A 23,697-nucleotide genomic window follows, 5' to 3' on the forward strand; every position below is an offset into this window, starting at 1 on the left:
CCTCAGTCCGCGGCCACGATCGTCATGTAGCGATCGGGCCGATCGGTCTCGATCTCCACCACCCAGAAATCCGGGTCGAAGCGGGCTTCGCGCGCAAAGCGCGCGTCGAGCGCCGCCTCGTCGGTCACGGCCTCCGCCACGAAGCGGCGATCGCCCTTTTCGTCGGCCATGGATTGCGGCGCCGGACCGAACAGGCGGATCGCGCCGTCGCGATCGCGCAGCACCACGAACACCGCGCCCGCCGCATCCGCGCCCCGCCGCATGACGGCGGCAAATCCGCCGTCGGCAAAGACGCGGCGCACGAGATACGCCGCGAACATCTCGCTGGTCAGTCGCATGGTGCGTGTCAGTTCGCAGCCGACAGGGAGCGCAGACGGTCCAGAACCTCCTGCGACGGCTCGCCGGTCACGTCGAGGCTCTCGAGGGCCTGGAACGTGCGGATGGCCGCCTTGGTCCGTTCGCCGAGGATGCCGTCCGGCTTCAGGTCCGCCACCTTCGCATCGGCAAGGCCCGCCTGGATCTGGCGCACGAGGTCGCTGCCCCCGCCCGCCGAGGCGTCCGACGCGATCCCGGCGGATTCTAGGCTCGCGACCTGCGTCGGGTCGATTTCTTCGACATGCGCGGCCGCGCGGATCTGCGTCAGGAGCAGCGGCGTCGCCATGCCGTCGACGCGCAGGCCCCGCTCCGCCTGGAAGGCGCGGATCGCCGTGTCGGTCGCCTGTCCGGCCCGCCCGTCGACTTCCGCCTTGTAGTAGCCTTGCTCGGCCAGAAGCGTCTGCACCTCGCGCACCAGCGGGAAGGCGACGATCCTGGGATCGTTGCCGAGCGGCGCGGGTGTCGCCCTGCCGGCCGTCCGGACTGCCGGCTGAGCCGCCGTCGCGGGCGCGGTGTCGCGCGTCACCAGCATCGGGTGGCGGTGCGGGCCGGCCTGCCGATTGAGGGCGTTGTCCGCCACGAGCCCGGCCGAAATCGAGAACACGGCGATGCCGCCGAACAGCGCCGGGCGCGCCGCCACGATGCGCGCGCCCGTCGCCAGTCCGCGCAGCGACGCGCGCAGCGCACCGAGCGCGAGCGTTCCGGCGAGACCGCCGGACGGCTTACGCCGAGCGGCGGGCTTGCGCGTCTTGACGGAAGGAACTGGTTTTCTTGCGGGCATCGGTCAACGCTACGATATTTTCGGAATGGGTTCGGTCGGCCTGGATCCGGTCGGCGCAGTCGGTCGGAATCTTGACGGTCACGGTGGTGCCGCGATCGGGCTGGCTGCGGATGTGCAGGCTGCCATGGTGGAGTTCGGCCAGCCCCTTGACGAGGGACAGGCCGAGCCCGGTTCCCTGATAGCGCCGCGCGGGCCCTTGCGACAACTGCACGAAAGGCTGGGCGAGGCGGGCGATGTCGGCCTCGGCGATGCCGATGCCGGTGTCGCTGACCGTGAAGGTCAGGAAGTCCGGGTCCTGCGCCGCCGTCAGGCACACGGTCCCGCGATCGGTGAACTTCACCGCGTTGCAAAGGAGATTGACGAGGATCTGGCGGCAGGCATGCCCGTCGGCGGTGACGCTCTCTCCGCTGGCCGGCGCGCGCACCACGAGCCGAAGCCCCTTGCGGTCGGCGTCGCCCCGGACCATCTCGGCCGCCGCCTCGACGACGTCGGATGGGTGGAAGTCCTGAAGCTGCAGCTCGTATCGCCCGGCCTCGATCTTCGACACGTCGAGAAGCCCGTTCACGACACCGACGAGGTGCTCGCTCGAGCGGCGGATCAGGCCGACATATTCCTTCTGCCGCGGATCGGAGAAGCGACCGCAGAGCTCCTGGTCGAGCATGTCGGCAAACCCGACGATGGCGTTGAGTGGCGTCCGAAGCTCATGCGATATGGTCGCGATGAAGGCGGCCTGTCGTCCGTCCACGGACGGGGCGGCCGGCAGGGCGCGCGAGGCACCCGGCTCGCGGATCCGCACGGCCACGAGATCGCCCGCCCCCTCGCGCACCGGCTCCAGCCGAAGCATCGCGGTGCGGAAGGTCTCCCTGGAGACACGCAGGCGCACGCTCAGCACACGGGCGTCGCTGCCGGCCCGCAGGTCGTCGAGCGCGCGCAGATAGGCGATGCGGTCGAGAAGGTGCAACTGGGACACGAAGCTGTCGGCTGCCGCGTCTACCTCGACCACGGCGAGGAGATCGGCATCGCCCTCCTCCGCCGACGCGGCCCGCCGGCCGAACACGAGGCGGCAGAGCACGAAGGTCGCGTAAGAGGCGCAGAGCGGCAGGGCGACGGTGTAGCCGGCGAACCCCTGTCCGGCCGGTCCCATCCCGTGCATCGACAGGAAGCCGGTGAGCCCGAAGGCCGCAAGCATGGCGGGCATCATCAGCCGGGCCCGCAGGCGGGCACCGGCGGCCCAGGCCTCGACCGGGCCGACCGCGATCAGCGCCAGCGGCCAGAGGCTGTCGAGCGCGATCGCCGCGAGGCCAACGAGGACCGAGCCCGCGAAATGGAGACCGGCGAGCACGAGATCGAGGTCGCGGCGCGCGACGAGCGCGGCCGCGAGCGCCAGGAGAACCACCGCGACGCCGAGAAGAACCGGCAGGACCAGCGTCCCGCTCGTCGCGACGAGGACCAGCGGAGACAGGACGGCGATCCCGAGCCCGGAGGCGATCATGCCCGCCGCCAGGCGCCGTACGTCGCGCGGAAGCGGCGACGCGCCGCCGGTTGCGCCGACCATCTCCGCCATCCGGTCCAGGCCTGCGGCCAGACCGCTTCCGACGTCGGCCGATCGTCCGGTGTCCCGGCTGTTTCGCGACTGCGTCATCACTCATCCACAAGCGGCGGTCCGATCAACGGGCCCGTCATGGGCCCTGCGAACCGTCATTCATCATGGACCGAGCTTGGCCCTTAACCTTTTAAGGAAGCCATAAGCCGAGCGCGGGCGACCCGTGGCAGGCCCGCCGCACCCGCCGATAAACCGGGCACCCGAGCTCCGATTGCGAATCATGCTGAACGAAAGGTGATCGATCGATCCATCAATCCAGTCAATGGGTTATCTCACTCCGCTTCCGTTCCGACACAGCATCGGGATGCCGGCCGGGGCGCATTCGTCTCGAATTTGAGCTAAGGGAAGAACGCTTGCGTGATGGTTTCGCGCAGCGCCGACCGCACCCGCCGCCGTCGACCGTCCCCGGCCGACCACCTCGCAGGACCATCGCAGGGCCCGACATGCGCCTCCTCATCAAGCTCGCGTTCCTGATCGGTCTCGCCCTGTTCTTCCTCGCCCCGGCGCGGGACGATGCGGACGGCGTTCCGGCCGGTCTGTCGGCGGGGGCGCTCGTCTATGCGGTGCAGCAGGCGGCGACCGATCTCGGCGGCTTTTGCGAGCGGGCGCCGAGTGCCTGCGAAAGCGGGCGCGACGCTCTTCAATTTGCCGGTGCGCGGATCGTCGAAGGGCTGACCTTCGTCTACGGGCTGGCAACCGGGGCCACCGCCGCACCCTCCGTCGCACCCGGCCCGGCGCCGGTCGAGCCGGCCTCCGCCCGCATCGAGCCCGCCGAGCACCCGGCCGCGCATGCGCCCCGCGTGCCGGCCGCGCCGCCGCCGCGGCCCTACGTCGCCCCCGCCGGCTGACCTCGCCTGACAAGCCGCACGGCATTGCCTATATCAGGCGGCGGATCGCAGCGACGGTCCGCCAACGAGGACATCATGCGCGACATCGACGAGATCGTCTCCGACTTCGAGCTTCTCGACGACTGGGAAGACCGCTACCGCTTCCTCATCGAGCTCGGCCGCGAGCTGCCGCCGATGGACGAGGCCGACATGAACGAGCGCACCAAGGTGCCGGGCTGCGTCAGCCAGGTCTGGCTGACCAGCCGGGCCGACGAAGGCTCGCCGCCCCGCATCCGCTTCGCGGGGCAGTCGGACGCCCACATCGTGAAGGGGCTCGTCGCCGTCGCCCTGTCGCTCTATTCGGGCCGCACCGCGCCCGAGATCCTGACGCTCGACGCGGAAGCCCTGTTTGCCCGGATCGGCCTGCAGGATCACCTGACCCCGCAGCGCTCCAACGGGTTGCGCTCGATGGTCCGCCGTATCCAGGCCGATGCGAAGGCGGCGATGGAAGCCGCCTGAGTTAAGCTCCACGCCAGGAGCGGATTGCGCGCCGGCCGCTCGCCCCCTCGTGCACGTAGCCGTAATGGCGCGCGAGGGCCGCGAGTCCCGTCTTGAGCATGAGCTTTGCCGAACGGGCCGGCCATTGCCGCTCCGCCTCGACGCGCTCCGTGCCTTTCAGGAAGCAGCAGACGTCGAGGAGGACGCCGGACAGTTCCGGCCCGACGGCGGCGACCGCCCTCTCGACGCGCCGTCGGCAATCGAGCGCGGCGTCGGACAAATCGGCGGGTCCTGCACCGCCGCCGCTCGACCGGGGCGTCGCGTCCCAGCGCTGTGTGACGCTCGGCATCAGGCCGCCGCGAGTGAAATCGGCTCTCAGCCGCTCCCCCGCCGCCACCTCGTGCGCGGCGAGGAACGGCTGACCGTCGGCGCCCTTGCGGCTCGCCAGACGGGCGAGCGGCGACTCGTCCTGGACGCCCATCGGATCAGAAGTCCCCCTCGCCCGCCCCCGGCACCGCGAGCCGGCGGCAGGACTGGGCCAGCGCTTCCATGCGGCTGAGCATGGCATCGAAGCCGCGGTCGTCGCGCTCGTCCTCGATCCGCGCGACGGCGTAGGAGACGCTCGTCCGGTCTCGCCCGAAGCCGGCCGCGACCGCGTTCAGCGAGAGCTGGAACGCGACATGCGACAGGTACATCGCGACGTGGCGCGCCCGCGCGACCGGCGCCTGCGCGCGACGCTCCGACAGGATGTCGGCGGCCGGCACCCCGAGGAAGGTCGAGACGATGTCGACGGCGACGCGGCACTGCAGCCGCCCGCGCCCGCCGGGATCGGCACCGGTGACGGCGGACGGGAAGGCCGCAGCGGACGACGGGTTGAAACATTGGGACATGAAGACGCTCCGTTGCTCGGGAAGCCAAGGCTAACAAGCGCGGAACGCATGTAGGAATATTTTCTTTCCATCGGACGTCGAACATTTGCAAGTGGACGGGCTGTGGCAGCGGGCTATCCCCACAATCCACAGACGCGAACAGGAATTCTGTCCTTAGTTCAGGCGGTCACGGCAGGCTGGATGCCTTCACAGCGAAAGCCCATCCATGCTCAGATCCGATCCCGCCGTCACGCAATTCGAGGACCGCCTTCGCGAGGCGCTCGATCGATTCGCGGAAGGCTTCGAGCGGCTTGTGGCGCCGACGCTGCCCGGCGGCGAGAACCCGACTGACGAACGGATCGACAGCCCTGCGCAACGCAACCAGAACGAGACCCGCGACACTCACGCCCGATCGATTGCGGTGCGCCGCCTGATCGCGCTCGTGCAGGCCGGCCGGTATTCCTGACGCTCAGGCCGCCCTGGCGCCCCGCTCCACCGCCCGAAAACCGGCGAACAAGGCCCCGAGCGTCATATCGGCGGCTTCCACGAGGTCGAAGCTCTCGTTCCGCCGGAGCCATTCCGTCAGGATGCCCGTCATCGCGCCGACGCAGACGTTCGACGCCGTGCGGGGATCGATGTCGGCATGCAGTTCCCCGATGGCTCGCGCTTTCGTGAACACCGCGTGGATCACGTCCTGCATGTGGTCCTCCCCCTCGCGGTGCGCGCACATCACGCTTTCCATCTCCCCCACGTACTCGCACCGCAGGACGAGGATCGAATAGACGCGCTTGGCCCGCTCGTCCTTGGCGAACCGGCGCATGCTCTCGCGCATGGTGCGCTCCAGCGCCTGCAGCGGCCGCTCGTCGTCCAGAAGCTTCTGGCTTTCCAGGAACATGCGCTGTGGCAGGTAGGCGCGCTCGTGCATAGCCATGAACAGGTCGCCCTTGCCGGAAAAGTGCCAGTAGATGGCGCCTCTCGTCAGTCCGGCATGGGACGCTATCTGAGTGAGGCTGGTCTGACTGACACCCCGCTCGAAGAACACCTGCTCCGCCGCATCGAGAATGACGCTGCGCGTTTCGAGAGCCTCTGCCTTTGTTCGACGCACGCCTGCCTCCTTGAATACATGCATATATGAATGTATGTAAGCGGCCATTCAAGCTGGATTATGCGGTCCGGCCCCCCGGAGTTCCCGATGTTCCGTACCTCCCTCCTCCTTTCGGCGGTTGCGATCCTGACCCTTGCCGCGCCTGCATGGGCGCAGGCCCCCGGCGGCGGCGCGGCCCCCCCGCCGCCCGCCGTGACGGTGACGATGATCAAGCCGGAGGACGTTCCCGTGACGTTCGAGTACCCCGCGCGTGTCAGCGCTTCGCGGGAGGTCGAGGTGCGGGCGCAGGTCGGCGGGATCCTGCTGCGGCGCGCCTTCAACGAGGGCTCGCGCGTCAAGGAAGGCGACCTCCTGTTCGAGATCGACCGCCGCCCGTTCGAGGCGCAGGTCGCGCTCGCGGAAGCCCAGCTTCAGCAGGCGCAGGCGACGCAGGCCAATGCTCAGCGCACGCAGGAACGCACGCAATCGCTCGTGCGCTCGGGCGCCACCTCCACGGCGACGCTCGACGACGCGACCGCGCAGCGCCTTCTCGCCGACGCGCAGGTCGCCGCCGCCGAAGCCCAGCTCCAGACCGCGACGCTCAACCTCGACTACGCATCGGTCGAGGCGCCCGCCAGCGGCATCACCAGCCTCGAGCAGGTGCCGGAGGGTTCGCTCCTCACCTCGGGCGCCCTCCTCACCCGCATCACCCAGCTCGACCCCGCCTACGTCAACTTCTCGGCCGCCGACTCGGAAGCCTTCTCGATCCGCAACATGATCGAGACCGGCAAGGCTGAGGGCTCGCTCGACACGCTGCGCGTCACCGTGCGCTTCGGCAACGGCACGAACTATCCCCTGAAGGGCACGATCGACTTCACCTCGTCGAGCATCGACGAATCGACCGGCACCATCCTGTCGCGCGCGGTTCTTCCCAACCCGGAAAGCCAGCTCCTGCCGGGGCAGTTCGTGCGCGTCGAGATCGAGGGCATCGTCGTCCCCAATGCCGTGACGATCCCGACCGAGGCCTTGATGCAGGGCCCGCAGGGCACCTTCGTCTACACGCTCGACGACAAGAACGTCGCGGCGGTCCGGCCCGTCACCGTGGGGCGTGAGCTCGAAGGCCGGCTCCTCATCGCCGACGGCCTGAAGGACGGCGACAAGGTCGTCACGGTCGGCGTCATCAAGGTTCGGCCGGGTTCGCCGGTGAACCCGACCGGCGCCCAGCCGGACGCCTCGGGCGCGCAGCCCGCCGCCGGTGCGAACGCGGCCCCTGCTGCCGCAGCCGCCCCGCAGCAGGCCGCCGCCAACGGCGGCGCGCAGGGCACGGCCCAGGCCGGAGCCGCCCAGTGAACCGCTTCTTCGTCGACCGTCCGGTCTTTGCGGCCGTCATCTCGATCATCATCGTGCTGGCGGGCCTTGCCGGCATGCGCGCGCTGCCGATCGAGCAGTATCCCGAACTCGTGCCGCCGCAGGTCCAGATCTCGGCGACCTATCCCGGCGCCTCCGCCGAGACCGTCGCACAGACCGTCGCCGCCCCGATCGAGCAGGTCGTGAACGGCGTCGAGGACATGATCTACATGAACTCGTCGAATTCCTCGGCGGGCACCTCGACGATCAACGTCACCTTCCAGTCGGGCACCGATCCGGACCAGGCGACGATCAACGTCAACAACCGCGTGCAGCAGGCGATTTCCTCGCTCCCGTCCGAAGTGCAGCGCCTCGGCGTGACGGTGACGAAGCAGTCCTCGTCGATCCTCGCGGTCGCGACCATGTCCTCGTCCGACCCGCGCTACGACGCGACCTACGTGTCGAACTACGCGCTGCTCTACGTCCTCGACGAGCTGAAGCGCGTGCCGGGCGTCGGCAACGCCCAGCTCTTCGGCCAGCGCAACTACTCCATGCGCATCTGGCTGCGGCCGGACCAGCTCGCGCAGTATCAGCTGACGCCGGGCGACGTCGCCAACGCCATCCGCGAGCAGAACGCCCAGTTCGCCGCTGGCCAGTTCGGCGCGCAGCCCTCGAACACGCCGCTCGCCTTCACCTATTCGGTGACGACCGCGGGCCGTCTTCCGGACGCGCAGGCCTTCGAGAACATCATCATCCGCTCCGACGCCAACGGCGCCTCGCTGCTCCTGAAGGACATCGCGCGCGTCGAGCTCGGCGCGCAGGACTACGCTTTCAACGCGACCTACAACGGCTCCGAGACGATCCCGATCGGCCTCTACCTCCAGCCCGGCGCCAACGCGCTGAACGTGCTGGCGGCCGTCAACGCGCGCATGGAGGAGTTGTCGAAGTCCTTCCCGGACGGCGTCACCTACGCCATCCCGTACGATACGACGAAGTTCATCAACGCCTCGATCGAATCGGTGATCCACACTTTCATCGAAGCGATGGTGCTCGTGCTGGTGGTGGTCTACCTCTTCCTCCAGAGCTTCCGCGCGACGCTGATCCCGATGATCGCGGTGCCGGTGTCGATCATTGGCACGTTCGGCGTGCTTTTGGCGCTCGGCTTCTCGATCAACCTCCTGACGCTGTTCGGACTCGTGCTCGCGATCGGCATCGTGGTCGACGACGCGATCGTGGTGCTCGAAAACGTCGAGCGCATCATGCGCGACGAGCACCTGCCGCCGAAGGAAGCCACCGCCAAGGCGATGGGCGAAGTGACCTCGCCGGTCATCGCGATCGTGCTCGTGCTGTGCGCCGTGTTCATTCCCGTCGCCTTCCTCGGCGGCCTCACCGGCACGATGTACCGCCAGTTCGCGGTGACCATCGCGACCTCGGTCACGATCTCCGGCATCGTCGCCCTCACGCTGACGCCCGCGCTCTGCGGCCTGATCCTGCGCGAGGAACACAAGGAGCCGATGGCGCCGTTCCGCTGGTTCAACCGGATGTTCGACAAGCTGACGAACGCCTACGGCCACGGCGTCGCCTTCGTCATGCGCCGCGCCGTCCTGTCGCTCGTCCTGTTCTGCGCGCTGATCGGCGGTACGGTCTACTTCTTCCAGACCATCCCCTCCTCGCTGGTGCCGGACGAGGACCAGGGTACGAACCTCGCCGTCGCCATGCTGCCGCCGGCCGCGTCCCTGTCGCGCTCCACCGACGTGATGAACCAGGTCTCGGCCAATATCCGCCAGCACCCGGCGGTGCAGGATGTCGTCGCCTTCGCCGGCTTCGACCTTCTGTCCGGCTCGCAGAAGTCGAGCGCGGGTGCGGCCTTCGTCACGCTGAAGGACTGGTCGGAGCGCACCGATCCGTCGATGGACGCGCGCAACCTGCCGGGCACCTTCATCGGCATGAACGCGGGCATCCAGGACGGCATGGTGCTCGCCTTCTCGCCGCCGCCGATCCAGGGCCTGTCGACGACGGGCGGCTTCGACCTCTTCGTGCAGGATCGCACCGGCAAGGGCAGTCAGGCGCTGATCGAGGCGACGCAGGCGCTCGTCGCCGCCGCCTCGAAGCGGCCGGAACTTGCGGGCGTTCGCACCACGTTCGAGGCCAACGTGCCCCAGTACCAGATCGACGTCGATCGCGAGAAGGCGAAGGCCTTGGGCGTGCCCATCTCCTCGATCTTCGAGACGATGCAGTCGACCTTCGGTTCGCTCTACGTCAACGACTTCACCCTCCTCGGGCGCAACTACCGCGTTTCGCTCCAGTCGGAGTCGGACTTCCGCGAAAAGCCGGAGGACCTGCGCTTCGTCTACGTGCAGGCGTCGAACGGTTCGATGGTGCCGCTGGATTCGCTGCTCATCACCAAGCGCATCGTCGGCCCCGACCTGATCGAGCGCTTCAACGCCTTCAACGCGGCCAAGGTCTCGGGCGGCCCGGCTCCCGGCTTCTCCTCCGGCCAGTCGCTGCAGGCGATGCAGGAGGCTGCGGCCGAGGTCCTGCCCGAGGGCTACGAGATCGCCTGGACGGGCTCGGCCTATCAGGAGATCCAGGCCGGTGGCACGGGCGCCATCGCGATCGGCTTCGGCATGGTCATGGTGTTCCTGATCCTGTCGGCGCAGTACGAGCGCTGGTCGCTGCCGATCGCGGTGATCCTCGCCGTGCCCTTCGCCATGTTCGGCGCGCTGCTGGCGATCTGGCTGCGCGGGCTGGAGATCGACACCTACTTCCAGATCGGCCTCGTCACACTTGTGGGCTTGGCCGCGAAAAACGCGATCCTGATCGTGGAATTCGCGGTCCTGAAACGCGAGGAAGGTCTCTCGGCGTTCGATGCGGCCCTCGAAGGCGCCAAACTTCGCTTCCGCCCGATCGTGATGACGTCGCTCGCCTTCATCCTCGGCGTCGTGCCGCTGGCGATCGCGACCGGCGCGAGCTCCGCGAGCCGCCATTCGATCGGCACCGGCGTCATCGGGGGCATGCTGATGGCCACCTTCGTCGCGATCTTCTTCGTGCCGCTGTTCTACAAGCTGCTGGCACGCGACAAGAAGCCGAAGAAAAAGGACGCTGCGGCGCTGCCGCCGCCGGATGCCAAGCCGGCCCATTGATGGAGAAAACGAAAGGGGCGCCGCGAGGCGCCCCTTTTTAGTTTGTCAGTCGACGCCGATCATGACGTCCGAAGCCTTTACGACGGCGTAGGCCTCCCGCCCTTCCTCCAGCCCCATTTCCTCGACCGCGGCGTTGGTTATCGCCGAGGTGACGATCGCGCCGCCGACATCGATGCGGACATGGGCGGTGGTCGCGCCCTTCTCGATCGAGACGATGCAGCCCTTGAGGCTGTTGCGGGCGGAAATGCGCATGGGTTTTGGTTCTCCTCGGGTTCCGTCAGGGTTCCACCGCGCCGGGCGACGCGGAGAGCGAGGCACCCTTCACCTGGGCGAAGAGGTCCATGCCGGGCGCAAGTTCGAGCGCGGCCAGGGAGCGGCGGGTGATGCGCGCGAACAAGCGCTGCCCCTCCCCCGCCCCGAGCGCCAGCGTGACCACGGCTTCCGCCTCTCCCGCCTCCGTGATCGTTTGGATGCGCGCGCGCAGGACATTGAGGATCGTCGAGCGCGAGGGCGGGTCGAGCGCGAGGCTGACGTCGGACGCGGCGATGCGAAGCCGCACAAGCGATCCCTGCTCGACCGGCGCGGCGGCGACGAGCACCGTCTGCCCGTCGAGATCCAGCCGCACGAGGCCGTCGCCCGCCTCGCGCCCAGCGACCCGCGCGGAGAGGACCGCCGCCGTTCCCCGGGTGCGCGCGAACGGCAGGGCCGGATCGGTCAGGAGATCGTTCAGCGGCCCCTCGGCCTCCACGCGGCCCGCCCGCATCAGCACCAGCCGATCGGCGAGCCGCTCGACCTCCGTGATGTCGTGCGTGACGAGGAGGATCGGCAGGTTCAGCCGCGCGTGCAGGCGCTCGAAGTAGGGCAGGATTTCCGCCTTCGCCATCGCGTCGAGCGCCGACAGCGGCTCGTCCATCAGGAGAAGGCGCGGCTGCGACAGGAGCGCCCGGCCGAGCGAGACGCGCTGCCGCTCGCCGCCCGACAGGTGGCGCGGCGCGCGGTCGATCAACCGATCCAGCCCGAGAAGGTCGCAGACCTCCTCGAAGCCGATGGCGGGGGTCTCGGAGCGACCCCGCATCGCCCGATCGTAGCCATAGAGAAGGTTGCCGCGCACCGAACGGTGGGCAAAGAGGCTCGCCTCCTGGAAGACGTAGCCGATCGGCCGCCGATGCGGCGCGAGAAACTGCCGCTCGTCCTGCCAGACGGCCTCGCCGACCGAAAGGCGGCCGTCGAGTGTCTGGAGCCCGGCGATGCAGCGAAGCACCGTGGTCTTGCCGCAGCCGGACGGCCCGAACAGCGCCGTCACCCCGCGCATCGGCGCCCGGAACGCGGCATCGAGCGCGAAGCCGCCGAGCGTCCCGCGAAACTGCGCCTCGATCATCGGCGCGCCTCGACCCGCCGCCGCTCCAGCAGCGAGACGGAGAAGATGACGAGGAAGGAGAAGACCAGCATCCCCAGCGCCAGCACGTGCGCCTTCTGCCACTGCAGCGTCTCGACATAGTCGTAGATCGCCACCGACAGGACCTTGGTCGTGCCGGGAATGTTGCCGCCGATCATCAGGATCACGCCGAACTCGCCGACCGTGTGCGAGAAGCCGAGCACCGCCCCGGTCAGGAAGCCCGGCCGCGCCAGCGGCACGGCGACGCTCCAGAACCGGTCCCATGGCGAGGCGCGCAGGGTGGCTGCGACCTCCCACGGCCGCTCGCCCGCCGCCTCGAAGGCGTTGCGGATCGGCTGCACCACAAAGGGCATGGAGTAGACGACCGAGCCGAGCACCAGTCCCGAAAACGAGAAGGCGAAGGTGCGCAGGCCGAAGAACGGCCCGAACCACCCGCCGAGCCCGCTCGGCCCCAGCGCGATCAGAAGATAGAAGCCGAGAACGGTCGGCGGCAGCACCAGCGGCAGCGCGACCACGGCCGCCACCGCCTCCTTCCACCAGGCGCGCGAGCGCGACAGCCACCACGCGATCGGCGTGCCGATCACGAGGAGAAGCATCGTCGTCAGGGTCGCCAGTTCCAGCGTCAGCCGGATCGGCGACCAGAGCTCGCTCCAGTCCATCGCCCGCTATTCGCCGGTCCGGTAGCCGTATTTGCGGATGATCTCGATCGCCTCCGGCGAGCGCAGGAACTCGACGAACCCCTTGGCCGCCTCATTCGCCTCGCCGGTTCTCAGCAGCACGACGTCCTGACGGATCGGCGTGTAGAGCGATTGCGGCACATCCCAGCGCGAGCCGCCCTTGGCGTTGACGACCTGCCCCAGCGCTACGAAGCCGAGTTCGGCATTGCCGGTCTCGACGAACTGGTAGGCCTGCGCGATCGACGTGCCCTGCACGATCTTCGGCTGGAGCGCGTCGTAGACGCCGAGCTCCTTCATTGCCTCGATCGCGGCGGCACCGTAGGGAGCGGCCTCCGGGTTGGCGATCGCGATCTTGGTGAAGGCGCCGGACTTCAGCGTCTCCTCGCCCGTCACCTTGCCGGCCTCGGCGGAATAGAGAACGAGCTGGCCGATCGCGTAGGTGAAGACGCTGCCGGGCACGCCGTAGCCCTCGTCTACCGCCTTCTTCGGACGCACCGCGTCGGCCGCGAGGAACACCTCGAAGGGCGCACCTTGCGTGATCTGCGTGTAGAACTGCCCGGTCGAGCCGAAGGACAGCACCGCCTCGTCGCCGGTCTTCGCCTTGAAGGCGTCGGCGATCTCTTTGGCGGCGTCGGTGAAATTGGCCGCGACCGCGACCTGCGTCGAGGCGGCATGGGCGCCGGCCGGCAGAAGCGCGATCCCGACCGCGGTCAGCGACAGGACATGGACGAGGCTGCGAATCATCGACGACACCGATATGGCCGGAGAGACATATCGGAAGGCTAGACGTGCGACGGCCTTGGCGGCAAGCGTTATTTCCGCTCGGCCATATCGGCCTCGTCCGTGACCGGCCCGAGCCGGCGTGCCAGCGCTTCGAGGTGCTGCGCGATGGCGGCGTCGCTCAGCGCCTGCATCCGGCGATAGCGCTCCAGCACTTCCGCGCCGAGTTCGGTCAGCGCCGCGCCGCCGTGGCCGCTGCCGCCCCGGCTCATGGCGACCAGCGGCGCGTCGAAGGTGGCGTTCAGCTCCTCCACCAGCGTCCAGGCGCGCTTGTAGCTCATGCCCATGCGCCGGCCTGCCCCCGCGATCGAGCCGGTCGCGGCGATCCCTTCGAGGAGGTCGGCCCGCCCCGGCCCGACGATCCGCCGCTCCCCGAACACCAGCCGCAGGCGCGGCACGCGGTCGAGGTCGGACGGGTGGCTGAATGCGCTCATGCCCCGTTGTCGGCAACCCCGGCCCGCTTGTCCAGCGCGCGGCCGGATCGGCGCTTGTTCGCCTCCCTCTCCTTCGCTACGGAGCGTTTCGAGGAAACGGGAGGATGGCCGCCATGATCGTCGTGTTCGGGTCGGTGAATGTCGATCTGGTCTGCAAGGTCGCGGCGATCGCGAAGCCCGGCGAGACCGTGCTGGCGCCGGACTATCAGCAGCTGTCCGGCGGCAAGGGCGCCAACCAGGCGGTCGCCGCCGCGCGCGCGGGCGGCCGGGTGCGTTTCGTCGGCGCCGTCGGGCGCGATGCGTTCGGCGACGGCGAGGCGGACATCCTCGCGCGGGAGGGGATCGACGTCTCGGCACTCGCGCGCCTCGACGAGCCGACCGGCTGCGCCTTCATCTCCGTCGCCAGCGACGGCGAAAACGCGATCACAGTCGCCAGCGGCGCGAACCGGGCGGTGACGGCCGGACAGCTCGCGGGGTCCTGGGAAGCCGGTTCCGGGGTGCTGGTTCTTCAGATGGAACTGCCGTTCGACGAGACCGTCGCCGCCGCCAAGGCCGGGCGCGAGGCCGGCGCACGTGTCATGCTCAACCTGGCACCCGTGCCGCAGGGCGTCGGGGCCGAGCGGCTGAAGGCGCTGCTGCGGTCCACCGACCTCCTGATCGTCAACGAGCACGAGCTCGACGAAGCCGCCAGCATTCTCGGCCTCGTGCCGGGCGAACCGGAGGCGACCGCCCGCGCCGTCGCTGCGGCCACGGAGCTTTCGGTGCTGGCGACGCTCGGCGGCGCCGGTGCGCTCCTCGTCTCGCGCGAGGGCGCGGTCGAGACGTTCGCGGCACCCCGGATCGAGCCGGTGGATACGACCGGCGCCGGCGACACGCTGTGCGGCGTGTTGGCGACCGGCCTCGACGGCGGGCTTGACATGCCCCACGCGATCCGCCGCGCCGTTGCCGCAGCCTCGCTCGCCTGCCTGTCGTTCGGCGCCCGCAGCGCGATGCCCTCGGCCGCGCGCATCGACCAGTTCCTGGCCGAGGTCCGCTGATGGCCGCCCCGCTCCGCGTCGCCTTCCTCGGCGAGTGCATGATCGAGCTCTACGAGAAGCCCGGCGAAGCCCCCGGCACCATGCACCGCACGGTCGGCGGCGACACGCTGAACGCCGCCGTCTACTGCCGTCGTGCGCTCGGCAGCGATCCGGCGGTCGACGTCCACTACGTCACGCGCCTCGGCGACGACCCATTCGGCCGCGAGATCCCCGCCTTCATCGAAGCCGAAGGGGTGCGGACGAACCACGTCCATTCCGCGACCGGCGAGACCACGGGCCTCTACGCGATCAGCCGCGATGCGCACGGCGAGCGGTCCTTCGCCTATTGGCGCTCCACCGCCGCGGCGCGCCGCCTCTTCACCGACGGGCGCCAAGACGCACTGGCCGACGAACTCGCTTCGTTCGACGCGCTCTACTTCACCGGCATTTCGCTGGCGATCCTGCCGCCGGAAGGCCGCGAGCGCCTGCTGGCGCTCGGCGAGCGGATGAAGCAGGCCGGCCGCATCGTCGGCTTCGACGGCAACTACCGGCCGCGTCTCTGGGAAAGCGTCGATGCCGCGCGCGAGACGATCGCGGCGGCGCACGGCGTGTCGACGCTGACGATGCCCGGTCTCGACGACGAGCAGGCGCTCTACGGCGACCGCGACGCCCACGCGGCGGCGGAACGGCTTCTCGGCTTCGGCGCCTCGGCGGCGATCGTGAAGTCCGGCGGCGAACCGGCCGTCGTCGCCGAGCCGGGCAATGTGCGCGAGATCACCGGTCGCAAAGCCGAGCGCATCGTCGACACCACGTCGGCCGGCGACAGTTTCAACGGCGCGGCGATGGCCGTGGTGCTGAAGGGCGGCTCGCTCGACCGGGCGGCCGAAGCCGGCCACCGCATGGCGTCGGCCGTGATCGGCGAATACGGCGCGATCGTCGGCCGCGAGGCGACGGTCTGGCCGGACGGCCCCCTACCCTGAACGAAAAGGGCGCGGAGGCCGAAGCCACCGCGCCCGCGCATCTCAAAGGCGAGGCGTCACTCCGCCGCCTGCGCCACGCTCTGGCGCGGCATGCCACGCAGCACCTTGTCGAGCGTCATCGGATAATCGCGAACCCGCACGCCGCAGGCGTTGTAGATCGCGTTGGTGACCGCCGCGCCGACGCCGCAGATCGCGAGCTCGCCGATGCCCTTGCCGGCCAGCGGGCTGGCCGCGTGGTCGCGCTCTTCCATGAGCACCACCTCGAGCTGCGGCACGTCGGCATTCACCGGCACGTGGTATTCGGCAAGGTCGTGGTTGACCATCAAGCCGGTGCGCTTGTCGACGACCAGCTCCTCGGTCAGCGCCGTGCCGATGCCGAAGATCTGCCCGCCGTAGCACTGCGAGCGCGCGGTCTTCTCGTTGAGGATCCGGCCAGCCGCCGCGACGGTCAGAAGCCGCCGCACGCGCGTCTCGCCGGTATAGGCATTGACCGCAACCTCGCAGAAATGCGCGCCGTAGCTCGCCTGATGGGTGTTCTCCGAGGTCTTGCCCGGCTTGAACGTGCCCGTCACAACGATCGGCTCGCCGGCCAAAATGTCGGCAAAGCTCGTCTGGCGGTTTCCGGCAATTGCCGTGCCGTCCTTGAGCGTCACCTCGTCCGGCTTCACCTTCAGCTTCTTGGCGATCGCCTCGACGATGCCCTCGCAGGCGACGAAGACCGACGAGCCCGACGAGTTGGCGCCCCAGGACCCGCCCGATCCCGGCGCGTCCGGGTCGTTGGAATGCCCAAGCCGAACCGACACCTTCTCCAGCGGCAGTCCCAGCACCTCGGCTGCGATCTGCTGGAGGATCGTGTAGGTGCCGGTGCCGATGTCGGTCATGTTGGTCTCGACCAGCGCCTCGCCTTGCGGCGAGAGCGTGACGCGCGCCGACGACTGCTGGATCATGTTCTTGCGCGAGGCCGAGGACATGCCGATGCCGATCAACCATTCGCCTTCGCGGCGCGTGCCCGGCTGCTTGTTGCGCTTGTCCCAGCCGAACCGCCGGGCGCCCTCCTCCATGCACTCGACCAGCTTGCGCGAGGAGAACGGCAGTCCGTCCTGCGGATCGACCTCCGGCTCGTTTCGCTCGCGGAACTCGATCGGGTCGAGGCCGAGCTTCTCGGCCATCTCGTCCATCGCGTTCTCGAGCGCGAGCATGCCGACCGCTTCGCCGGGCGCCCGCATCGACGAGGACAGGAGGATGTTCACGTCGGTCTTCTTGTGGGCGATCAGCCGGTTCTCGCCGCCGTAGAGGAAGACGGTCGAGATACCCGCCGGCTCGAAGAACTCGTCGCCCGGCGTGTTGCTGGTGATCGTCTCGTGGCCGATCGCGGTGATCACGCCGTCCTTGGTCGTGCCGAGACGCACGCGCTGGATCGTGTCGGAGCGGCGCGACGTCGCCTGGAACACCTGCTGACGGGTCAGCGCGATCTTGACTGGACGACCGATCTCCTGCGCCGCCATCGCGGCGAACACCGACTCCGGCCCGATGCCGAGCTTGCCGCCGAAGCCGCCGCCGATATAGGGCGCAACGATCTCGACCTTGGACTTGGAGATGCCGAGCGCCTTGGCGAGCTGGCCGACATTGGTGGAGACGAGCTGGTAGCAGCCGTAGAGCTTCAGCTTGTCGCCGTCCCAGTGCGCCACCGCCGCGTGCGGCTCCATCGCCGAATGGCTCTGGCTCGGCGTCGTGTAGGTCGCGTCGAGGGTAACGTCGGCCTGGCTGAACGCCTTCTGGAAGTCGCCCTTCTCCGTCACCGACGGCATCGCGCCCGGCGGGGGCACATGGCTCTCGCCCTGCAGGGCGACCGGATCGAAACGGCCCTCGTCCTTCTCGTACTCGACATCGACCAGCTTGGCCGCGTCGCGCGCGACCTCGAAGCTCTCGGCCACGACGAGGCAGAGCGGCTGGCCGTAATGCGTCACCTCGCCGGCGGCGGGCTTGGGCGCGGGATCGTTCGGATCGGCCGCCGCCCGCGGGCTCCGCTTGTCGACGATCACCGTGAGCACGCCCGCCGTCGAGCGCGCCCGCATCGTGTCGATCGACTTCACCTTGCCCGCCCCGATGGTGGACAGCACGATGTAGCCGAAGGCCACTTTCTCGCCGGGCAGATTCTCGTAGGCGTAGGGCGCGCGGCCCGACACCTTGAGCGGCCCCTCGAACCGGTCGACGCCCTTGCCGAGAACGTTCTGAACGGCGTGATCGAGACGCGTCTCGCCGATCGGCTCGTCCATCTTGTAGCTGTGGGTCGTGTCCATCAGGCGTCTCCGCGCGTGGCGTCGGCGAGGACGGCAGGAAGCGTCCGGCGCACCAGGTCGATCTTGAAGTCGTTGTCGCCGTAGCCCTTGGCATCCTTCAGGAGGAGGTCGGCCGCCCGCGCGAAGACCACCTCGCCGGGCGCCTCGCCGATCAGCACCTCTTCCACGCCCTTGGAGCGCCACGGCACCGTGCCGATCCCGCCGAAGGCGAGCCGGACGTCGGCCATCCGCCCCTCTTCCATCCGCACCACGGCGGCGACCGAGAACAGGGCGAAGGCGTAGGACGCCCGGTCGCGCACCTTGCGGTAGAGATGGCGTCCCGCCAGCGGCTTCGGCAGCCGGATGCCGGTGATGAGCTCGCCGGGCTCGAGCGAGGTCTCGATCTCCGGCGTCTTGCCGGGCAGGCGGTGCAGTTCGGCGATCGGGATCGTGCGATCCGAACCATCCGCCTTGATCGTCAGCACCTCGGCATCGAGGAGGCGCATCGCCACCGCCATGTCGGAGGGGTGCGTCGCGATGCAATGATCGGAGGTGCCGAGGATCGCGAGGATGCGGTTGAAGCCGTCGCGGCCGTCGCAGCCGGAGCCCGGCTCGCGCTTGTTGCAGCGGGCGCTGGTCTCGTAGAAATAGCCGCAGCGCGTGCGCTGCAGGAGATTGCCGCCCGTGGTCGCCTTGTTGCGCAGCTGGCCGGAGGCGCCCGACAGGAGCGAGCGCGACAGGACCTCGTAGTCGCGGCGAATGCGCTCGTCGGCGGCGAGTTCGCTGTTCGAGACGAGGGCGCCGATGCGGACGCCTTCACCGTCCGCATCGATGCTTTTGAGCGGCAGTCGCGTGATGTCGACGAGCCGGCTCGGGGTCTCGACCTGCAATTTCATCAGGTCGAGAAGGTTGGTGCCGCCGGCGATGAACTTCGTCGCGGCATCGGCCGCGATGGCGGCAGCTTCCTGCGTGCTCGACGCACGCTGGTAATCGAACGTCTTCATGCCGCGCCCTTTCCGTGAGCGTCGCGGATCGCGTCGACGATGTTGGGATAGGCCGAGCAGCGGCAGAGATTGCCGCTCATGCGCTCCGAGATCTCGGCGTCGGTCAGGTCCACCTTGCCGTCCAGCGTCTCGGACGCATGGCTCGGCCAGTTGTCCTTCGCCTCGCCCAGCATCCCCACCGCTGAGACGATCTGGCCCGGCGTGCAGTAGCCGCACTGGTAGCCGTCGTGGTGGAGAAAGCTCTCCTGCATCGGATGCAGGTGGCCCGGCGCGCCGAGGCCCTCGATCGTGGTGATCTCGTCGCCTTCGTGCATGATCGCGAGCGACAGGCACGAGTTCACCCGGCGCCCGTTGATCAGCACCGTGCAGGCGCCGCACTGCCCGTGGTCGCAGCCCTTCTTGGAGCCCGTCAGCGCGAGGTGATCGCGCAGCGCATCGAGCAGCGACGTGCGAATGTCCACGTCGAGATCGTGCTCCGATCCGTTGACCTTCAATCGCATGGGGGTACCGCTCTCTGTAACGTTTCCAAGTTGGGAACGCAGTTGGAGCGGCTTGGATGCGCGGAAAGGAAGGAGACCGTGCTTTTTCGCGCGTCAGGCCGTCGCGGATGGGCCAATCGGTCGCGCGATGCGGCCGCCGGTCAGCGGTTCGGGCGCACCCGTGGTCGAGGGGAAGCTGATCGGAAGGCCGCGCAGGACGCGGACCGCGAGGAAGGCGAAGCACTCCGCCTCGATCGCGTCGCCCCGCAAACCCAGCGCATCGGCGTCGACGGTCTCGGCGCCGGTGCGCTGCGCGATCTCGCGCATCAGGACGGGGTTGCGCCGCCCGCCCCCGCCGACCACGAGGCGCGTCGGGCGCTTGGGCAGAAGGTCGAGCGCCTTGCCGATTGCTCCGGCCGTGAAGGCCGTCAGGAGGGCCGCGCCGTCCTCCAGCGACAGGCCGTCGGCCATGCGCGCGGTGAAGTCGTTGCGATCGAGGGATTTCGGATAGGGCTCCGACAGGTACGGATGATCGAGGAGCCTTTCGAGACGATCCTCGTCGACATGACCCGCGGCGGCGATCAGCCCGTCGCGGTCCATGTCCCGCCGGGTTCGAGCCTGGACCCAGTCATTCAAGGGCGCGTTGGCCGGCCCCGTGTCGAAGGCGTGCATCTCGCCGTCGGCCGATACCCAGGTGATGTTGGCGACACCGCCGAGATTGAGGAAGGCCGTCTCCTCGCCCGCGTCGATGCGAGCCAGGAGGGCCTTGTGGTAGATCGGCGCCAGCGGCGCGCCCTGCCCGCCGAAGGCCACGTCCCGGCTGCGGAAGTCGAACACGACGGGAATGCCGAGACGGCGTGCCATCTCGTCGCCGTCGCCAAGCTGCCGTGTGTCGCCGGGGCGCTCGGGCGTCGCCGCGCGATGCAGCACCGTCTGTCCGTGGAACCCGACGACGCCGCAATCGACGGACGGAAGCCCCTCGTCCTCGAGGAAGGCGGCCACGGCATCCGACTGCGCCGCCGTCAGCGCCTCTTCCGCCGTGTCGAAGATCGCCGGCTCCGGACCCTCGAAGTTCCACCGCGCGGCCGCCGCCAGCGTTTCCTTCAGCAGAGGGCGGATGTCCTTGGGGTAAGGGGCGAGCAGCGTCGGTCCGAACTCGTGGATCGTCTCGCCATCCGTGCAGAGCATGGCGATATCGACATTGCCGTCGAGCACCGTCCCGGTCATCAACCCGATCGCCCACATCGACATCGCATTCGTCTCCAAAGTCCGGCCGTCGGCGACTCGATCGCCGCCGTGCACGGCTGTGGCATGCCTTGCCCGGCGCCAAGCTGACGGGCCATCCCCGATCGCGCCGGTCAGGTCACGATGGCGCGATCCGTCACCCGCCGCCACGCGGCCCCGTCGCTGAAGGCGAGCACCGCGCCGCCCGCCTCGTCGGATACGAGGACGATCTGCCCGCTGCCTGCCTGCGCATCGGGAAGCGCCGCCTTCAGATAGGTTGCGACGCGCACCGCGCCACCCACGTCGAGCGCGCAGACCGGCTCGGAATCGTGCGCCACCGACAGGAAACCGTCGGCCGGGCGCGCCGTCAGCACCGGACGGAAGCTCGCGCCATCCGTCGACACGCGCACGGCGAAGCGCTCGTCACCGAGAAGACCGATCTCGGCGCGCCCTGAAAAGCCGGTCTGGAACAGGACGGCAGCGACCCGGTTCGTGTCTTGCCGGTTGATGACCTTCCGGGCATCGCCCGTCCCGGGCGTGCGCGCGTCGAAGGTGAGAAGCTCGGCGTCCGCCGCGACGGTGAGGCGGTTGGCCTCGGTCGGCGCCGCGTTGATGCTGAGCCGTTCCGTTTCGGACGCGGCGAACGGCCCAGCGCTCCAGGTCTCCCCGTCGAAGAGCACGAGGGCGCGGCGTGCGGCGACATAGGCGATCTGGCCCGGCACCGGTTGCATCTCGACGAACCCGCCGTTCTCGACGAGGGCGAGCGCACCGGGTCGCATCGTGCCCCAGCGCGGCCCGGTGGCCGAGGGCGGCAGAATGAAGAGATCGCCTTCCCGAGCGTCCGTTGGTTCGACGGCAAGCGTGTCGCTGACCACCGCGGTCTGAACGAGCACGTCGAGAAGCCGGAAGGCATCGTTCAGGGTCAGGTGCCGCTGCGCCTGCTGGGGCATCAGCAACGGAAGGGAAAGTCGGGGAGAGGTGGACATGGCCGCGGGTTCCTTCGAGCGAGAAGGTACAACCTTGTGTGAGGTGCGGCCCAGGCGGATTAAGCGCGAATAGTACGTCGCCCCTATCAAGTTGCAAGAATCCGCCCAGCCTCACGCAAGGATTGTGCCTGGAGCGCAACAGCGGTTGCGTTCTAAAAGTGGAGATACACTTTTAAGTTGCACGCGACGGACCATCCGTGGATACCTCGATCGGTGGGAAGCGATCGAGTTCCGGTCGCGGTCCAATCAAGTTCATGTCTTCGATCGCCAAGCATCCGTTTATTGGAACGATCGAGTGAATCTGATTGGTTCGGGGGTAATTTTTCATGCTGCGTTGGTTTGGAATGGCAGGCATCGCGTCTGTTCTCATCACATCACCGACAACCGCATTTTCTCAAAGCTCCGTTAGCCCTGCCGCTGATTGGAACGGGAACTACGGGTTCAGCAGCGCGTCGGACCGCAATCTTCGTCTTCTGCAGGCCGACATGATCAAGAAGGGTGAAACGGACTATTACGACGGACTTGGAAAAACGAACTACAACGTTATCACGAACAACTCCGTCTCGACCACGAACAACGTTGACAACAGGAGCACCTCGAACATAGGGCAACAGACGACCGCCATTGGTAGCGTCAACAGCTCTACAACGAACATCGATGTTCGCGACAGCACGAACATCGCGGTCGACACGTCCAGCACTTCGCAATCCGACGGGTGTCAGGACGCCAGCGTCCATCTCGAGAACGACGGACCGAGCCCCGGAGGCTTCACATGTCGTTGAAACCTGCGGGCAAGTTGTGTGCCGCCTTGCTGGTGGTATCGACGCTGGCCGGTTGTGCGGGTGCACCTGGTATGGCTTCGTCGACCAGCAACGCCGTGCTGGTCGAAGGACCTCCGATCTCCGATATCGTGACGCCGTTCGATGAGGCCCTCGCCTGCCTGAACGGTCGGATTCAGCGTCGACTGGTCTTTTCCGTCGGCGCGGTCGTGGATCAGACCGGCAAGGAAAGCTTTACGGACGGCGGCGTCGGCAAGTTCATCACCCAGGGTGCGGGTGATATGATTCAGTCCGCGCTGTTCAAGGCTGGCACCACGGTTGTGAACCGTCGCGATCCACGTGTCATGACGGTGGAGGCTGAGTGGCGGATCCGCGATACGTCGCGACAGGTCCCGTCCAACTTCTACATCACCGGCTCGATCAACTCCTTGGATTTCATCCCAGGGTCAGGTGCCGAGGTTGAAGTTGCTGGCATCGGACCTCGATACCGACAGAACCGGCTTCTGATCGGAATGGATCTGGCAATGACGGACGCCAACACCGGCGTCATCGTCGCCAACGTCCCCTTGCAGAAGCAGATCTTCGCGAGCGAAGCGGGAATCGGTCTCGGGCGCTTCTTCTCCGAGACGCTTGTCTCGGGCGACATCGGCGGGCGAGAGCGAGAAGCGATCCACTTCGCCCTCCGCCAGATGGTCAACCTCGCAACGTTCGAACTGCTGACGCAGGTGATGGGCGTCGGTGAGTATGCCGAGTGCCGTAGTCATATCGACCGCGCACACGGCTACGTCGACAACACGAAGACAGCGAAAGCGATCGCCGACGCGAAGCTGCCGCCGCGTCGGGCAGTCTCACCGGCCAACGCAGGCGGCAGGCTTCCAGCCACATCGCCCGCCGCGCAGCGAGCGGCGGCAGCTCCTCCAGGCATGCCAGCCAGCCAGGCGGGTATGGCGCGCTCGTCAGGCACGACGCCAGCGAGCACGACACCTGCGAGCGCACAAGGCGACGACGATTTCAAATCGGCTTCAGGAAATTTTCCCGGCGCGAACGGCACGGGAACGGACACCAGCGCCCAGGCGAAGGCGCAGGCAATCCTACAGGCCAACTGATTGCTTTCGGCGGGACGCTGCAACGTCCCG

General features: G+C 68.4%; 24 protein-coding genes and 1 pseudogene. 9 read left to right on the top strand and 16 right to left on the bottom strand.

The annotated features are described in order from the left end of the window. Positions 1-2: 2 nt before the first annotated feature. From ASF65_RS09305 to ASF65_RS09315, 3 genes are read right to left on the bottom strand one after another with little or no spacing between them, the layout of a single operon-like run. Positions 3-338 carry a DUF1491 family protein gene (locus tag ASF65_RS09305; protein WP_055888209.1) on the bottom strand — a complete coding sequence of 112 codons (336 nt, stop codon included), beginning with the start codon at positions 336-338 and terminating at the stop codon, positions 3-5. Positions 339-346: 8 nt separating this feature from the next. Further along, on the bottom strand, positions 347-1,156 hold the full coding sequence (locus ASF65_RS09310; RefSeq protein ID WP_055888211.1) for a peptidoglycan-binding protein: 810 nt from the start codon (positions 1,154-1,156) through the stop codon (positions 347-349). Next, the gene (locus tag ASF65_RS09315) at positions 1,098-2,798 is read right to left on the bottom strand and encodes a HAMP domain-containing sensor histidine kinase (protein WP_055888213.1); all 1,701 of its coding nucleotides are present in this window, start codon (positions 2,796-2,798) and stop codon (positions 1,098-1,100) included. Before ASF65_RS09315 ends, ASF65_RS09310 begins: the two co-directional genes overlap by 59 nt. 404 nt (positions 2,799-3,202) lie before the next feature. Here ASF65_RS09315 and ASF65_RS09320 point away from each other — a divergent pair, with 404 nt between their 5' ends. Both ASF65_RS09320 and ASF65_RS09325 read left to right on the top strand, forming a co-directional pair. Continuing rightward, positions 3,203-3,607: a DUF5330 domain-containing protein gene (locus ASF65_RS09320; protein ID WP_055888215.1), complete on the top strand. Its 405-nt coding sequence runs from the start codon at positions 3,203-3,205 to the stop codon at positions 3,605-3,607. 75 nt (positions 3,608-3,682) lie between these two features. Further along, positions 3,683-4,105, top strand: a complete 423-nt coding sequence (locus ASF65_RS09325; protein ID WP_055888217.1) for a SufE family protein — start codon at positions 3,683-3,685, stop codon at positions 4,103-4,105. 61 nt (positions 4,106-4,166) lie between these two features. On the opposite strand, the pseudogene ASF65_RS09330 reads toward ASF65_RS09325, so the two are convergent. Together ASF65_RS09330 and ASF65_RS09335 are read right to left on the bottom strand one after the other, a co-directional pair. Next, positions 4,167-4,550 (bottom strand): annotated as a pseudogene (locus ASF65_RS09330) (DUF6456 domain-containing protein); the annotation flags it as partial. A 19-nt stretch (positions 4,551-4,569) separates the two neighbouring features. Next, positions 4,570-4,974: a helix-turn-helix domain-containing protein gene (locus ASF65_RS09335; RefSeq protein ID WP_055888221.1), complete on the bottom strand. Its 405-nt coding sequence runs from the start codon at positions 4,972-4,974 to the stop codon at positions 4,570-4,572. A 205-nt stretch (positions 4,975-5,179) separates the two neighbouring features. On the opposite strand from ASF65_RS09335, the gene ASF65_RS09340 reads away from it, so the two are divergent. Beyond that, entirely contained in the window at positions 5,180-5,419 is a 240-nt protein-coding gene (locus tag ASF65_RS09340) for a hypothetical protein (protein WP_055888223.1), read from the top strand. A gap of 3 nt (positions 5,420-5,422) precedes the next feature. Here the strand turns inward: ASF65_RS09340 and ASF65_RS09345 are convergent, their stop codons facing one another. Then, entirely contained in the window at positions 5,423-6,058 is a 636-nt protein-coding gene (locus tag ASF65_RS09345) for a TetR family transcriptional regulator (RefSeq protein WP_162239475.1), read from the bottom strand. An 87-nt stretch (positions 6,059-6,145) separates the two neighbouring features. Here ASF65_RS09345 and ASF65_RS09350 point away from each other — a divergent pair, with 87 nt between their 5' ends. Continuing rightward, positions 6,146-7,387: an efflux RND transporter periplasmic adaptor subunit gene (locus ASF65_RS09350; protein ID WP_156369234.1), complete on the top strand. Its 1,242-nt coding sequence runs from the start codon at positions 6,146-6,148 to the stop codon at positions 7,385-7,387. Next, positions 7,384-10,527 carry an efflux RND transporter permease subunit gene (locus tag ASF65_RS09355; RefSeq protein ID WP_055888227.1) on the top strand — a complete coding sequence of 1,048 codons (3,144 nt, stop codon included), beginning with the start codon at positions 7,384-7,386 and terminating at the stop codon, positions 10,525-10,527. Before ASF65_RS09350 ends, ASF65_RS09355 begins: the two co-directional genes overlap by 4 nt. A gap of 45 nt (positions 10,528-10,572) precedes the next feature. Here the strand turns inward: ASF65_RS09355 and ASF65_RS09360 are convergent, their stop codons facing one another. The 5 genes from ASF65_RS09360 to ASF65_RS09380 all read right to left on the bottom strand — a co-directional run bounded on the left by ASF65_RS09360 (position 10,573) and on the right by ASF65_RS09380 (position 13,814). Further along, entirely contained in the window at positions 10,573-10,779 is a 207-nt protein-coding gene (locus tag ASF65_RS09360; RefSeq protein WP_055888229.1) for a molybdopterin-binding protein, read from the bottom strand. A gap of 25 nt (positions 10,780-10,804) precedes the next feature. Continuing rightward, positions 10,805-11,905 carry a molybdenum ABC transporter ATP-binding protein gene (gene modC / locus ASF65_RS09365; protein ID WP_055888231.1) on the bottom strand — a complete coding sequence of 367 codons (1,101 nt, stop codon included), beginning with the start codon at positions 11,903-11,905 and terminating at the stop codon, positions 10,805-10,807. After that, positions 11,902-12,582 carry a molybdate ABC transporter permease subunit gene (gene modB, locus ASF65_RS09370; RefSeq protein WP_055888233.1) on the bottom strand — a complete coding sequence of 227 codons (681 nt, stop codon included), beginning with the start codon at positions 12,580-12,582 and terminating at the stop codon, positions 11,902-11,904. The genes modC and modB overlap by 4 nt, the downstream gene beginning before the upstream one ends. 6 nt (positions 12,583-12,588) lie before the next feature. Next, on the bottom strand, positions 12,589-13,344 hold the full coding sequence (gene modA / locus ASF65_RS09375) for a molybdate ABC transporter substrate-binding protein (protein WP_055888235.1): 756 nt from the start codon (positions 13,342-13,344) through the stop codon (positions 12,589-12,591). A gap of 68 nt (positions 13,345-13,412) precedes the next feature. Next, a complete protein-coding gene (locus tag ASF65_RS09380) occupies positions 13,413-13,814 on the bottom strand; it encodes a LysR family transcriptional regulator (RefSeq protein ID WP_055888237.1) in 402 nt (133 codons plus the stop codon). Positions 13,815-13,918: 104 nt separating this feature from the next. Between ASF65_RS09380 and ASF65_RS09385 the strand changes: the two genes are divergently transcribed. Then, the gene (locus ASF65_RS09385; RefSeq protein WP_348271175.1) at positions 13,919-14,851 is read left to right on the top strand and encodes a ribokinase; all 933 of its coding nucleotides are present in this window, start codon (positions 13,919-13,921) and stop codon (positions 14,849-14,851) included. Then, entirely contained in the window at positions 14,851-15,810 is a 960-nt protein-coding gene (locus ASF65_RS09390) for a sugar kinase (RefSeq protein ID WP_055888239.1), read from the top strand. Before ASF65_RS09385 ends, ASF65_RS09390 begins: the two co-directional genes overlap by 1 nt. A 56-nt stretch (positions 15,811-15,866) precedes the next feature. On the opposite strand, the gene ASF65_RS09395 is transcribed toward ASF65_RS09390, so the two are convergent. The 5 genes from ASF65_RS09395 to ASF65_RS09415 all read right to left on the bottom strand — a co-directional run bounded on the left by ASF65_RS09395 (position 15,867) and on the right by ASF65_RS09415 (position 21,782). Then, positions 15,867-18,110, bottom strand: coding sequence for a xanthine dehydrogenase family protein molybdopterin-binding subunit (locus tag ASF65_RS09395; protein WP_055888241.1), 2,244 nt, complete (start codon positions 18,108-18,110; stop codon positions 15,867-15,869). Beyond that, positions 18,110-19,093: a xanthine dehydrogenase family protein subunit M gene (locus ASF65_RS09400; protein ID WP_055888244.1), complete on the bottom strand. Its 984-nt coding sequence runs from the start codon at positions 19,091-19,093 to the stop codon at positions 18,110-18,112. The genes ASF65_RS09395 and ASF65_RS09400 overlap by 1 nt, the downstream gene beginning before the upstream one ends. After that, entirely contained in the window at positions 19,090-19,593 is a 504-nt protein-coding gene (locus ASF65_RS09405; RefSeq protein ID WP_082505358.1) for a 2Fe-2S iron-sulfur cluster-binding protein, read from the bottom strand. The genes ASF65_RS09400 and ASF65_RS09405 overlap by 4 nt, the downstream gene beginning before the upstream one ends. Positions 19,594-19,686: 93 nt before the next feature. Continuing rightward, the gene (locus ASF65_RS09410) at positions 19,687-20,823 is read right to left on the bottom strand and encodes an anhydro-N-acetylmuramic acid kinase (RefSeq protein WP_055888246.1); all 1,137 of its coding nucleotides are present in this window, start codon (positions 20,821-20,823) and stop codon (positions 19,687-19,689) included. Between the two features lie 107 nt (positions 20,824-20,930). Next, on the bottom strand, positions 20,931-21,782 hold the full coding sequence (locus ASF65_RS09415; protein ID WP_082505360.1) for a DUF2793 domain-containing protein: 852 nt from the start codon (positions 21,780-21,782) through the stop codon (positions 20,931-20,933). Positions 21,783-22,108: 326 nt separating this feature from the next. On the opposite strand from ASF65_RS09415, the gene ASF65_RS21355 reads away from it, so the two are divergent. After that, entirely contained in the window at positions 22,109-22,564 is a 456-nt protein-coding gene (locus ASF65_RS21355; protein WP_156369235.1) for a hypothetical protein, read from the top strand. Then, complete coding sequence (locus tag ASF65_RS09420) at positions 22,555-23,667, top strand: CsgG/HfaB family protein (protein ID WP_082505362.1); 1,113 nt, start codon at positions 22,555-22,557, stop codon at positions 23,665-23,667. The genes ASF65_RS21355 and ASF65_RS09420 overlap by 10 nt, the downstream gene beginning before the upstream one ends. The last annotated feature ends 30 nt before the right edge of the window (positions 23,668-23,697 follow it).

The sequence above is a fragment of the Aureimonas sp. Leaf324 genome (genome assembly GCF_001423245.1).
Taxonomy (GTDB): domain Bacteria; phylum Pseudomonadota; class Alphaproteobacteria; order Rhizobiales; family Rhizobiaceae; genus Aureimonas.